Below are 12,800 nucleotides of genomic sequence, written 5' to 3' on the forward strand. Positions count from 1 at the left end.
CACGATCGTGCTATTTCGCTACAGAATAAGCGAAAATCGCATTTTTGCATTGATATACATCATCTCAGCGTAACCCGCATTTCATCCTAAAGAGGTAGTCGGAAAGAATTTATTTTCCTTCCCCGTCGTGTGTGAATTGCTGCAAACCGGCGATTTGCGCTACTGTAGCGGGGTAAATCTGACTTCAGGAAATTTTATGCGCAATCGTACGCTGGCTGACCTGGATCGTGTCGTCGCTCTCGGCGGAGGGCATGGATTAGGACGCGTTCTCTCCTCTCTTTCTTCACTGAGCTCACGCCTGACCGGTATTGTCACCACCACCGATAACGGCGGCTCCACCGGACGCATTCGCCGCGCGGAAGGCGGCATCGCCTGGGGCGATATGCGCAACTGTCTTAACCAGCTGATCACCGAACCGAGCGTCCCCTCGGCGATGTTTGAGTACCGTTTTGGCGGTAACGGCGAACTTTCCGGCCATAACCTCGGAAATTTGATGTTAAAGGCGCTGGACCATCTGAGCGTGCGGCCTCTGGAGGCAATCAATTTAATTCGCAATCTGCTGAAGGTGGACGCGCATTTAATTCCGATGTCGGAGCTGCCGGTTGACCTGATGGCCATTGACGACCAGGGACATGAAGTCTACGGCGAGGTGAATATCGATCAGCTGACTGCCCGGCCGCAGGAGCTGATGCTGTCGCCAAACGTGCCTGCAACGCGGGAAGCGGTGCAGGCGATTAACGAAGCGGATTTAATCCTGATTGGTCCCGGCAGTTTTTATACCAGCCTGATGCCGATCCTGCTGGTAAGCGATCTGGCGCAGGCGCTGCGCCGTACCCAGGCGCCGATGGTCTATATCGGCAATCTGGGACGCGAACTGAGCTTGCCGGCAGCCAGCCTGACGCTGGCCGATAAGCTGGCGATTATGGAGCAGTACGTAGGTAAGCGCGTCATTGATGCCGTAGTGGTCGGGCCGAAGGTGGATGTATCCGCGGTCAGCGACAGAGTGGTGATTCAGGCGGTGCTCGAAGCCAGCGACATTCCCTATCGCCACGATCGCCAGCTATTGCACAGCGCGCTGGAAAAAGCGGTCCAGGCGCTGGGTTAATCGTATGAGTTAATGATTTACGGCTGGCCGGATAAGGGGTTTACCCCGCCATCCGGCGGTGCACGATGCCAGGTATCAGACCGTAGGCCGGATAAGGGGTTTACCCCGCCATCCGGCGGTGCACGATGCCAGATATCAGGCCGTAGGCCGGATAAGGGGGTTTACCCCGCCATCCGGCATGTGCCTCGCCGGGCTTTTCCTGATACTCCTGCGAAACAACTGATTACGAGGCCGCGATAAACAGCTCGCGTAGCTGATGCAGCTGGTCGCGGATCTGCGCCGCTTCTTCGAACTCGAGGTTTTGCGCATGCTGCATCATCTGCCCCTCCAGCTCGTGGATCTTCTGCTGCAGCGCCTTCGGCGACATATCCATCTCGACGCTATCCGCCTTCGCCGTAGAGCGTGACTTGCCCCTGCCCTTCGCTTTGGTCTTCGCGATGTTCTGCCCCAGCGCCAGAATATCGACCACTTTCTTGTTCAGCCCCTGCGGCGTAATACCGTGTTCGGCGTTGTACTGCTGCTGTTTCTCCCGACGACGCTCGGTCTCGCTAATCGCCTTCGCCATCGACGCGGTGATCTTATCACCATACAGAATCGCTTTACCGTTAACGTTACGCGCCGCACGGCCAATGGTCTGAATCAGCGAACGTTCGGAACGCAGGAACCCTTCTTTATCGGCGTCAAGAATCGCTACCAGCGACACCTCCGGCATGTCGAGACCTTCCCGCAGCAGGTTGATCCCCACCAGCACGTCAAACTCGCCCAGGCGCAGGTCGCGAATAATTTCCATCCGCTCAACGGTATCGATGTCCGAGTGCAGATAACGCACCCGCTCGCCGTGCTCCTCCAGATACTCGGTGAGATCTTCCGCCATCCGTTTGGTCAGGGTGGTGACCAGCACGCGCTCGTTGATTGACGCGCGGGCGCGGATTTCAGAGAGCAGATCGTCCACCTGGGTCGCCACTGGACGCACCTCGATCACCGGATCCAGCAGGCCGGTCGGACGTACAACCTGATCCACCACGTCGCCGCCCGATTTCTCCAGCTCATAGTTCCCCGGCGTCGCGGAGACGTAAATAGTCTGCGGCGCCAGCGCCTCAAACTCCTCGAACTTCAGCGGACGGTTATCCAGCGCGGAGGGCAGACGGAAACCGTACTCCACCAGCGTCTCTTTACGCGCCCGGTCGCCGCGGTACATACCGCCAATCTGCGGAATGGTCACGTGCGATTCATCAACGACTAACAGGCCGTCCGCCGGCAGGTAGTCAAACAGCGTCGGCGGCGGCTCGCCCGGCCCGCGCCCGGAGAGATAGCGCGAGTAGTTTTCAATCCCCGAGCAGTAGCCGAGCTCGTTCATCATCTCAAGATCAAACTGGGTACGCTGGCTCAGGCGCTGTTCTTCCAGCAGCTTGTTATTCGCCAGCAGGCTTTTCCGCCGCTCGCCCAGTTCGTCTTTAATCTCTTCCATCGCCTGCAAAATGCGCTCGCGCGGCGTCACATAGTGCGTTTTGGGATAGATGGTATAGCGCGGAACGGTGCCTTCCACATGCCCGGTCAGCGGGTCAAACAGCGACAGCCGCTCCACCTCTTCGTCAAACAGCTCCACGCGCAGCGCGATGTCGTCGGATTCCGCCGGGAAGATATCAATCACCTCGCCGCGCACGCGGAAGGTGCCGCGCTGGAAAGCCTGATCGTTACGGGTATATTGCAGTTCGGCCAGACGGCGCAGGATGGCGCGCTGGTCGATAATCATCCCCACCGTCAGGTGCAGCATCATCTTCAGATACAGGTCCGGATCGCCCAGGCCGTAGATCGCCGACACCGAGGCCACCACCACCACGTCGCGACGTTCCAGCAGCGCTTTGGTCGCCGACAGGCGCATCTGCTCAATATGCTCGTTTACCGACGCATCTTTTTCGATGAAGGTATCGGAGCTGGGCACGTAAGCTTCCGGCTGGTAATAGTCGTAGTAGGAGACGAAGTACTCGACGGCGTTATCCGGGAAGAACTCTTTCATCTCGCCGTACAGCTGCGCCGCCAGGGTTTTGTTCGGCGCCAGCACCATCGTCGGACGCTGGAGATCCGCGATCACGTTGGCGATAGTGAACGTTTTCCCCGATCCCGTTACGCCAAGCAGCGTCTGATGCGCCAGACCATCCTCCAGCCCCTCTTTCAGGCGGCGGATCGCCTCGGGCTGATCGCCTGACGGTTTAAATGCGGAATTCAGTTTGAACGGTTTACTCATGAGCGGCTACCTGAAGCAATGGGCGGGCAGGATTGTAATTTTACTCGCAGAGGATAATATTGCCAGTAAAAAATACTGGATGAAAAAACAGTAGCGCATGGGCGAATTTGTGTTACGCGCCGACACCGCAAACTGAAGGCGGATAAAATTTCAGCGCCAACAAGATAATACACTGGTCAGCGGGGTTATCCCCAGACCAATTGTTTCATTAACATTGTCAAGTCCTGTCATGAAACTTTTATTGCACTCAATGACGGTTTCTTGACAGCCATTGATTTTATTTAACCAATTGAAATTTAAATAATATTTAACAAAGGCGTCTTTCGCGTCAATTTGGCTGGAAGCCGCGTGTTCTCTCGCTTACCCTGCGTTTTCTAACTCTAATACACAAGGTTATCCACAGGAATAGTGGATAACTGCTTCCAGCCCGTATGCCCCGCCGCCTGGCAATTTCGCCCCGCAGAGCATTTCGGCGGCGATAAAAAAAAATTATCACTAATTTTTGATTTTAATCAGCTAACGAAACGGTCCGCTGAGGCGAGAGCTGGCTCGCAATTTCGCCTTTTATTTGCCGCTCAGACGGCTAAGATCGAGATATTGTCCTGTGGCGGCGCTTTCCGCATTGACCGCAAGCCACGGGATTTCGCCCAACAGGGGCGCAGGTATCATCTGGCTGAGCGCCGCCATGTACTCACGGTGGCGTTTTCCCGGCGGCTGGAGATTATTAGCGACCCAGCCAGCAAGAGTTAGCCCCGCCTGGCGGACGGCCTGCGCGGTCAGCAGAGCATGGTTGATGCAGCCCAGCTTCACGCCGACCACCAGTATTACCGGCAACTGTTCCGCCTGCACCCAGTCGGCGAAGGTAAAGTTCGCCGCCAGCGGGGTGAACCAGCCGCCCGCCCCCTCCACCAGCACCCACTCCGCCTGCGTTTCCAGCGCGCGCAGCCCCGCCGACATCACGCCCGCCTCGATGGGCCTGCCCTCTTCGGCGCTGACAATGTGCGGCGAGGTCGGCTCGGCGAAGGTATAAGGATTCACCGCTGCGTACTCCAGCGGCAGGCTGCTGCGGCGCTGGAGCGCAAGGGCGTCGCTATTGCGCTGCCCCAGCGGCGTCATGTCGCTGCCGGAAGCGACCGGCTTATAGCCCGCCGTGCACAGTCCTGCTCGCCCTGCCGCCTGCAGCAAGGCGCAGCTGACGACGGTTTTTCCGACCTCGGTGTCGGTTCCGGTAACAAAATAGCGTTCAGTCACGTTCAATGACTCCTGCAAAAAAATGGTAAGTGAGCGGATATTTCCCCTGCCTCTGCGGCCAGGCCAGCCGCAGCGTTTGCAGCTGCGCGCGGCTCAGGACGCGCGCTTCCCGTCCGCCATGAAGATGGGTCGCCCCAATGCCTTTCAGCGACCGCATGGCGCTGAGCGGGTCGTCAAACCACAGGGTGATCGACTGCAAACGGCTCTCGCTGCGCCAGCCGCGCAGGGCATCGTGCAGCGCCGTCTGCGGCAAAAAGCGATTCGCATGATGCTGGTTATCCACCGCCCGCCACGCCTGGCGCAGCTCCGGCAGCGATCCGTTCGCCAGTGTGGTAAACGCCACCTTGCCGCCGGGCCGCGCCACCCGGTAAAGCTCGCTCAGCGCGCCGCGCAAATCGTTACACCACTGGACGGCAAGATTGCTCCATGCCAGATCGAAGGTCGCCTCCGCCAGCGGCAGCGACTCGATATCCCCGGCAAGATAGTAATGCGCCCTGTTCTGTCGACGCGCTTCATTCAGCATCTGCGATGACAAATCCAGCGCGGCGACCATGCTTCCCCGCGCGCGCCAGTAGCGGCTCAGAAGACCGGGGCCGCATCCGGCGTCCAGCACCTGCTCATAGGTTCGCTGCGGTAACAGCGCCAGCAGCGCTTCCGCGCTCAGGCGCTGGAGCTGCGCATGTTGCTCATACTGACCTGCCGCGCGGCCAAACGCCGCCGCAATGGCCTGTTTATTCACCTGCGTCATGCAGCGCCTCCAGCAGACGGTCAATGTCAGCAGGCTGATGCGCTTCGGTGAGGGTCAGGCGCAGACGCGCGGTGCCCGTCGGCACCGTCGGCGGACGGATGGCCGTCACCCAGAACCCTTTGCCGCGCAGGGCATCCGCCAGCTGTAGCGCCCGCGCGTTATCACCTACTATCAGCGGCTGAATGGCGCTGTCTGATTCCGCCAGCCGGAAGCGACTATGGTCGACGCCGCGGCGAAAACGCGCGATCAGCGCCGAAAGCCTGGCCCTGCGCGCATCGCCTTCCTCGCCGCGAATCACCGCCAGCGCGGCGCTCAGCGCCTGCGCCTGGGCGGGCGGCATACTGGTGCTGTAAATCAGATGCCGGGCGAACTGCAACAGGTAATCCGCCACGCTCTCCGCGCACAAAACCGCCGCGCCGCTGACGCCAAAGCCTTTACCGAAGGTCACCACCAGCAGTTCGGGTTTAACCTGCTGTCGCCAGCAGCTTCCGCGCCCTTCTTCGCCGCAGACGCCTATCCCGTGGGCGTCATCCACCAGCAGCCAGGCGTTGCGCTGCCCGGCGGCGCGATGAATCGCCGCCAGCGGCGCGCTGTCGCCATCCATGCTGAACACCCCTTCGGTGATCGCCAGCTGCTGTCCGGCGCAGGGGGCGTCAAGCAGGCGCGCCAGATGCTGCGGGTCGTTATGCGTAAAACGGCGAAGCTGCGCCGGGCTGAGGTTTGCCGCCTCCAGCAGCGAGGCGTGGCTCAGGCGATCGGCGACGATGCGGTCATCCTTCGCCATCAGCGCGGCAATCACCGCCTGATTGGCGGCAAAGCCGGAGATAAACAGCAGCGCGCGCGGGTAGCCCAGCCAGTCCGCAAGCGCCGCTTCCAGCCGCTGATGGGCCACGCTGTAGCCGCTGACGTGGCCGGAACCGCCGCTGCCGACGCCAAAACGTTCTGCTCCCTGCTGCCAGGCGCGGATAATATGCGGATGGCGGCTTAAGCCCAGATAGTCGTTGCTGGAAAAATTGAGAAAGCGGCGTTGACCGGCAATCAGCCAGCGTCCGGTCCCCTGTTCCACCGTACAGCGATGGCGCAGGGCATCCGCCGCGCGACGCGCGGCCAGCGCATCGTCGATCTTCTGCTGCCAGCTCATACTGCTGCCGCGTTGTAGTAAGCGTCGGTGTCCGGAGTCCTCAACGCCTGCTCCAGCCGCTGCTGCTGTTCGTTATCTCCCGCCAGCACGGCGGTCTGCTGCGGATTCAGCCCCAGCTTGCGGAACAGCCGGAGATCGTTGTCCTCTTCCGGGTTCGGCGTGGTCAACAGCTTGCAGCCGTAAAAGATGGAGTTCGCGCCGGCCATAAAGCACATCGCCTGGGTTTGTTCATTCATCTGCTCGCGACCGGCGGAGAGACGCACATACGAGGCGGGCATCATGATGCGCGCCACGGCGATGGTGCGGATAAAATCGAAAGCATCAACATCGTCGTTATCCGCCAGCGGCGTGCCCTTGACCTTCACCAGCATGTTGATCGGCACGCTTTCCGGCGGCGTCGGCAGATTTGCCAGCTGTAGCAGCAATCCGGCGCGATCTTTCACCGTTTCGCCAAGTCCGACAATGCCCCCGGAGCAGACCTTGATCCCGGCGTCGCGCACCTTATCCAGCGTGTCGAGCCGCTCCTGATAGGTGCGGGTGGTGATGATATTGCCGTAGAACTCCGGCGAGGTATCGAGATTGTGGTTGTAGTAATCCAGTCCGGCCGCCGCCAGCCGCTGCGCCTGTGATTCGCTCAGGGCGCCGAGAGTCATGCAGGCCTCCAGTCCCATCGCTTTCACCCCCTGCACCATCTGCTCGAGAAAGGGCATATCGCGCTCGTGGGGATTTTTCCACGCCGCCCCCATACAGAAACGGGTCGAACCGGCGTTTTTTGCTTTGCGCGCCGAATCCAGCACCTGCTCCACCTCCATCAGCCGCTCGGCCTCCAGCCCGGTTTTATAGCGCGCGCTTTGCGGGCAGTATTTGCAGTCTTCCGGACAGGCGCCGGTTTTAATCGACAGCAAGGTACTGACCTGCACCTGACGCGGGTCGAAGTGCTGGCGGTGGATCTGCTGGGCTTCAAACAGCAGTTCCAGCAGTGGTTTTTCAAATAATTCGGTGACTTGCGACAGCGTCCAGCGAGAATGATTGGTCATAATTTTCTACGTTTTGTTGTGAGAACCGTGTAGACTCGTAAACCTAAATGTTTTTAATTTGGTTTACAAGTCGATTATGACAACGGACGATCTCGCATTCGATCGGCGCCATATCTGGCACCCTTACACCTCCATGACCTCGCCGCTGCCGGTCTTTCCGGTCGAGCGCGCGGAAGGCTGCGAACTGATTTTATCCGGCGGCGAACGCCTGGTTGACGGCATGTCGTCGTGGTGGGCGGCAATTCATGGCTACAATCATCCGCAGCTCAACGCGGCGATGAAAACGCAGATTGACGCCATGTCGCACGTGATGTTTGGCGGCATCACCCATGCGCCGGCCATTGAGCTGTGCCGGAAGCTGGTGGCGATGACGCCCGCGCCGCTGGAGTGCGTATTCCTTGCCGATTCCGGCTCGGTGGCGGTGGAAGTGGCGATGAAAATGGCCTTGCAGTACTGGCAGGCGAAAGGCGAATCCCGTCAGCGTTTCCTGACGTTTCGTAACGGTTATCACGGCGATACCTTCGGCGCGATGTCGGTCTGCGATCCGCACAATTCAATGCACAGCCTGTGGAAAGGCTATCTGGCGGAAAATCTGTTTGCCCCTGCGCCGCAAAGCCGGATGGGCGGCGAATGGGATGAGCGCGATATGGTCGCCTTTGCCCGCCTGATGGCCGCTCACCGCCATGAGATCGCGGCGGTGATCCTTGAGCCAATCGTCCAGGGGGCGGGCGGAATGCGCATCTACCATCCTCAGTGGCTGCAGCGCATCCGCCAGATGTGCGACCGGGAGGGAATTCTGCTGATCGCCGATGAGATCGCCACCGGCTTTGGCCGTACCGGCAGGCTGTTTGCCTGCGAGCACGCCGGGATTGCGCCGGATATTCTCTGTCTGGGCAAGGCGCTCACCGGCGGCACGATGACCCTTTCCGCCACCCTCACCAGCCGCCAGGTAGCGGAAACCATCAGCAACGGCGAAGCCGGATGCTTTATGCACGGCCCGACGTTTATGGGCAACCCGCTGGCCTGCGCCGTCGCGAACGCCAGCCTGACGCTGCTGGAATCCGGCGACTGGCGGCGGCAGGTGGCGGCGATTGAAGCGCAACTGCGCGAAGAATTAGCTCCCGCGGCAGATTCGCCCCAGGTGGCGGACGTGCGGGTGCTGGGGGCTATCGGCGTGGTGGAAACTACCCGTCCGGTAAACATAGCGGCGCTGCAACAGTTCTTTGTCCGCCAGGGCGTCTGGGTCCGCCCGTTCGGCAAGCTTATCTACCTGATGCCGCCCTACATCATCCAACCGGAACAGCTGCGCCGTCTGACGCAGGCCGTCAATGAAGCTGTGCGCGAGGAAACATTTTTTAGCGTTTAAACAGCGGTAAGCTGTACGCTTTATCGCTACACTTTTTACGTTAATGAAGGAGAGCGCATGAAACTAATCAGCAACGATCTGCGCGACGGGGATAAACTTCCGCTGCGCCACGTTTTTAACGGTATGGGCTACGAGGGCGACAACATTTCGCCGCATCTGGCCTGGGATGAGGTTCCGGCGGGAACCAAAAGTTTTGTCGTCACCTGCTTCGACCCCGACGCGCCAACCGGATCCGGCTGGTGGCACTGGGTGGTGGCGAATCTGCCCGCCGATACCCGCGTGCTGACTCAGGGCTTCGGTTCCGGTCTGGTGGCCGTACCGGACGGCGTGGTGCAAACGCGCACCGACTTCGGCAAAGCGGGCTACGGCGGCGCGGCGCCGCCGAGAGGGGAAACCCATCGCTATATCTTCACCGTGCATGCGCTGGACGTGGAACGCATTGAGGTCGATGAGGAGTCCAGCGGCGCGATGGTCGGCTTCAACGTCCATTTTCATTCGCTGGCCAGCGCATCGTTAACCGCGATGTTCAGTTAATCTGTTCTGTGCCGGGTGGCGACGTAAAACGCCCTGCCCGGCCTGCAAAACAGGAATTAGTCTGTAAGCCGGATAAGTCGCATTCGCGTCGCCGTCCGGCAATACTCACAAAAACGCCGGTACTAAGCGCAGCAGCGCGCCCTGCGCCAGCAGTTCGGTGGCGCATGCAATATCCGGGGCGAAAAAACGATCGTCGCTGTAATGGCTCACCCGTTCGCGTAACGTCGCCCGCGCCTGCTCAAGCAGCGGGCTGGACGTTAACCCTTCACGTAAATCAATCCCCTGACAGGCCGCCAGCCACTCGACGGCAACCACGCCGCGGGTATTCGCCGCCATCTCCCACAGCCTGCGCCCCGCCGCTGGCGCCATCGACACATGATCTTCCTGATTCGCCGAGGTCGGTAGGCTGTCGACGCTGTGCGGATGCGCCAGCGCCTTGTTTTCGCTGGCCAGCGCCGCCGCCGTCACCTGGGCTATCATAAAGCCGGAATTCACGCCGCCGTTTTTCACCAGGAAAGGCGGCAGCTGAGACATATGTTTATCCATCATCAGCGCTATCCGTCGTTCGGAGAGCGAACCGATTTCGGCAATCGCCAGCGCCAGATTATCCGCCGCCATCGCCACCGGCTCGGCGTGGAAGTTGCCGCCGGAGATCACTTCGCCCTGCGCCGCAAAGACCAGCGGGTTATCGGATACGGCATTCGCTTCCGCCAGCAGCACCTCCTGTACCTGCCGCATCTGGGTCAGACAGGCGCCCATGACCTGCGGCTGACAGCGCAGCGAGTAAGGGTCCTGCACTTTATCGCAGTTACGATGCGACTGCGCCAGCGCGCTGGTGTCCGTCAGCAGATGCCGGTACAGCGCCGCCGCATCAATCTGCCCGCGCTGGCCGCGTGCGGCATGAATGCGCGCGTCAAACGGACGGCGCGATCCCAGCACCGCTTCGGTGGTCAACGCCCCGCAGACCACGGCGGAGGCAAACAGCTCCTGCGCCTCAAACAGGCCGCGCAGCGCAAAGGCCGTCGACGCCTGAGTGCCGTTAAGCAGCGCCAGCCCCTCTTTCGCCGCCAGAGCGATCGGCGTCAGCCCGGCTTTCTGCAATGCCGCTTTCGCCGGGAGCCATTCCCCCTGCCAGCGCGCCAGCCCCTCGCCGAGTAAGGTCAGCGACATATGCGCCAGCGGCGCTAAATCACCGGAAGCGCCCACCGAACCTTTGGCCGGGATATACGGATAGACGTCGGCATTCACCAGGGCGATCAGCGCTTCAATCACGCTAAGGCGAATGCCGGAATAGCCGCGCGCCAGGCTATTGATCTTCAGCACCATAATCAGGCGCACCATCGCCTCATCCAGCGGTTCGCCAACCCCTGCGGCATGGGAAAGCACCAGCGAGCGCTGAAGATTTTGCAGGTCTTCATTGGCGATGCGCGTCTGCGCCAGCAGGCCAAAGCCGGTGTTAATACCGTAGGCGGTACGCCCTTCGGCGACAATGGTTTCCACGCAGGCCACGCTGGCGTTAATGCCGTCGATAGCGCTGGCATCCAGCCGCAGTCTGACAGGCTGTTGCCAGACCTCGCGCAGCTGGGTGAAGTTCAGATGGCCGGGCATTAAGGTCATGGTGTTCATATCAGCGTTTCCCCTGAGTAGCCGCGACCATCGGCAGGTTAAGGTGATGTTCAACCGCGCACTCCACGGCAATGTCATAACCGGCATCGGCATGGCGCATCACCCCCGTCGCCGGATCGTTGTGCAGCACGCGGGCAATCCGCGCCGCCGCGTCATCGCTGCCGTCGCAGACGATCACCATCCCGGCATGTTGCGAAAAGCCCATCCCGACGCCGCCGCCGTGATGCAGCGAAACCCAGGTCGCACCGCTGGCAGTATTAAGCAGCGCATTCAGCAAAGGCCAGTCGGACACCGCGTCTGAGCCGTCGCGCATCGCTTCGGTTTCACGGTTCGGACTGGCGACGGAGCCGGAGTCAAGGTGATCGCGGCCAATGACAATCGGCGCCGAAAGTTCGCCGCTGCGCACCATCTCGTTGAACGCCAGCCCGAGCTTTTGCCGCAACCCCAGGCCCACCCAGCAGATTCGCGCCGGAAGCCCCTGAAAGCTGATCCGCTCGCGGGCCATATCCAGCCAGCGATGAAGATGCGGATCGTCGGCGACAATCTCTTTCACTTTGGCGTCGGTTTTATATATATCCTGCGGGTCGCCGGAGAGCGCCACCCAGCGGAACGGGCCAATGCCGCGGCAGAACAGCGGGCGAATATAGGCCGGTACAAAGCCGGGAAAGGCAAAGGCGTTCTCCACGCCCATCTCTTGCGCCATCTGACGGATATTGTTGCCGTAGTCAAAGGTCGGCACGCCCATCTGATGAAACGCCAGCATCGCCTGCACGTGCTTCGCCATCGAACGTTTCGCGGCCTCTGTGACGCCCTGCGGATCGGTAACGGCCTTCTGCTGATACTCTTCCCAGCGCCAGCCGGAGGGTAGATAGCCGTGCAGCGGATCGTGGGCGCTGGTCTGGTCAGTGACCAGATCCGGACGCACGCCGCGTTTTACCAGCTCCGGCAGAATATCCGCGGCGTTGGCGCACAGAGCGACAGATACCGCCCGGCCTTCGCCTGTGTACTTTTCAATACGCGCCAGCGCGTCGTCCAGCGAGGCGGCCTGCTCATCGACATAGCGGGTGCGCAGACGAAAATCGATACGGCTCTGCTGGCATTCAATGTTCAGCGAACAGGCCCCCGCCAGCGTCGCCGCCAGCGGCTGGGCGCCGCCCATGCCGCCGAGCCCGGCGGTCAGCACCCAGCGTCCGCGCAGATCGCCGTGATAATGCTGGCGTCCCGCCTCGACAAACGTTTCATAAGTGCCCTGCACGATTCCCTGGCTGCCGATGTAGATCCAGCTACCGGCGGTCATCTGGCCGTACATCGCCAGCCCTTTCGCATCCAGTTCGTTAAAATGTTCCCAGGTCGCCCAGCGCGGCACCAGATTGGAGTTGGCGATCAGCACCCGCGGCGCGTTGCTGTGGGTCTTAAACACGCCAACCGGTTTGCCGGACTGCACCAGCAGCGTTTCATCATCTTCAAGCCCGGTCAGCGCCTTAACAATGGCGTCGAAGCATTCCCAGTTGCGGGCGGCGCGGCCAATTCCGCCGTATACCACCAGCTCATGCGGATTTTCTGCGACATCGGGATCAAGGTTGTTTAAAAACATACGCAGCGGCGCTTCGGTCAGCCAGCTTTTGGCAGTTAAGCCAGGACCACGCGGGGCGCGGATCGTCTGCTGGCGGTACTTGCTATGTGACATAATAATCGCTCCTCACTGGAATGCCGGATGGCGCTGTCGCTTATCCGATCTGCGGAATGA

General features: G+C 60.6%; 10 protein-coding genes. 3 read left to right on the forward strand and 7 right to left on the reverse strand.

Features of this window, described 5'->3' with window-relative positions; all coding sequences use genetic code 11:
- The first annotated feature begins 196 nt into the window (after window positions 1-196).
- Window positions 197-1,105 carry a uridine diphosphate-N-acetylglucosamine-binding protein YvcK gene (yvcK, locus tag K7R23_RS22565; RefSeq protein WP_012905110.1) on the forward strand — a complete coding sequence of 303 codons (909 nt, stop codon included), beginning with the start codon at window positions 197-199 and terminating at the stop codon, window positions 1,103-1,105.
- A 223-nt stretch (window positions 1,106-1,328) separates the two neighbouring features.
- Here the strand turns inward: yvcK and uvrB are convergent, their stop codons facing one another.
- From uvrB to bioB, 5 genes are all read right to left on the reverse strand, one after another.
- On the reverse strand, window positions 1,329-3,350 hold the full coding sequence (gene uvrB, locus K7R23_RS22570; protein WP_012905109.1) for an excinuclease ABC subunit UvrB: 2,022 nt from the start codon (window positions 3,348-3,350) through the stop codon (window positions 1,329-1,331).
- Window positions 3,351-3,914: 564 nt separating this feature from the next.
- The gene (bioD, locus tag K7R23_RS22575) at window positions 3,915-4,601 is read right to left on the reverse strand and encodes a dethiobiotin synthase (protein ID WP_012905108.1); all 687 of its coding nucleotides are present in this window, start codon (window positions 4,599-4,601) and stop codon (window positions 3,915-3,917) included.
- The gene (gene bioC, locus K7R23_RS22580) at window positions 4,594-5,349 is read right to left on the reverse strand and encodes a malonyl-ACP O-methyltransferase BioC (RefSeq protein ID WP_012905107.1); all 756 of its coding nucleotides are present in this window, start codon (window positions 5,347-5,349) and stop codon (window positions 4,594-4,596) included. Before bioC ends, bioD begins: the two co-directional genes overlap by 8 nt.
- Window positions 5,333-6,490 (reverse strand): 8-amino-7-oxononanoate synthase, encoded by a 1,158-nt coding sequence (gene bioF, locus K7R23_RS22585; RefSeq protein ID WP_012905106.1) that lies wholly within the window; start codon window positions 6,488-6,490, stop codon window positions 5,333-5,335. The genes bioC and bioF overlap by 17 nt, the downstream gene beginning before the upstream one ends.
- On the reverse strand, window positions 6,487-7,527 hold the full coding sequence (bioB, locus tag K7R23_RS22590; RefSeq protein WP_012905105.1) for a biotin synthase BioB: 1,041 nt from the start codon (window positions 7,525-7,527) through the stop codon (window positions 6,487-6,489). Before bioB ends, bioF begins: the two co-directional genes overlap by 4 nt.
- Before the next feature lie 76 nt (window positions 7,528-7,603).
- Here bioB and bioA point away from each other — a divergent pair, with 76 nt between their 5' ends.
- Both bioA and K7R23_RS22600 read left to right on the forward strand, forming a co-directional pair.
- Window positions 7,604-8,893 (forward strand): adenosylmethionine--8-amino-7-oxononanoate transaminase, encoded by a 1,290-nt coding sequence (bioA, locus tag K7R23_RS22595; protein WP_012905104.1) that lies wholly within the window; start codon window positions 7,604-7,606, stop codon window positions 8,891-8,893.
- A gap of 57 nt (window positions 8,894-8,950) precedes the next feature.
- On the forward strand, window positions 8,951-9,427 hold the full coding sequence (locus K7R23_RS22600; protein WP_012905103.1) for a kinase inhibitor: 477 nt from the start codon (window positions 8,951-8,953) through the stop codon (window positions 9,425-9,427).
- A gap of 105 nt (window positions 9,428-9,532) precedes the next feature.
- Here the strand turns inward: K7R23_RS22600 and hutH are convergent, their stop codons facing one another.
- Entirely contained in the window at window positions 9,533-11,053 is a 1,521-nt protein-coding gene (gene hutH / locus K7R23_RS22605; RefSeq protein ID WP_012905102.1) for a histidine ammonia-lyase, read from the reverse strand.
- 1 nt (window position 11,054) lies between these two features.
- Window positions 11,055-12,740 carry a urocanate hydratase gene (gene hutU, locus K7R23_RS22610; RefSeq protein ID WP_012905101.1) on the reverse strand — a complete coding sequence of 562 codons (1,686 nt, stop codon included), beginning with the start codon at window positions 12,738-12,740 and terminating at the stop codon, window positions 11,055-11,057.
- Between the last annotated feature and the right edge of the window lie 60 nt (window positions 12,741-12,800).

This window comes from Citrobacter rodentium NBRC 105723 = DSM 16636, assembly GCF_021278985.1.
GTDB lineage: Bacteria > Pseudomonadota > Gammaproteobacteria > Enterobacterales > Enterobacteriaceae > Citrobacter_A > Citrobacter_A rodentium.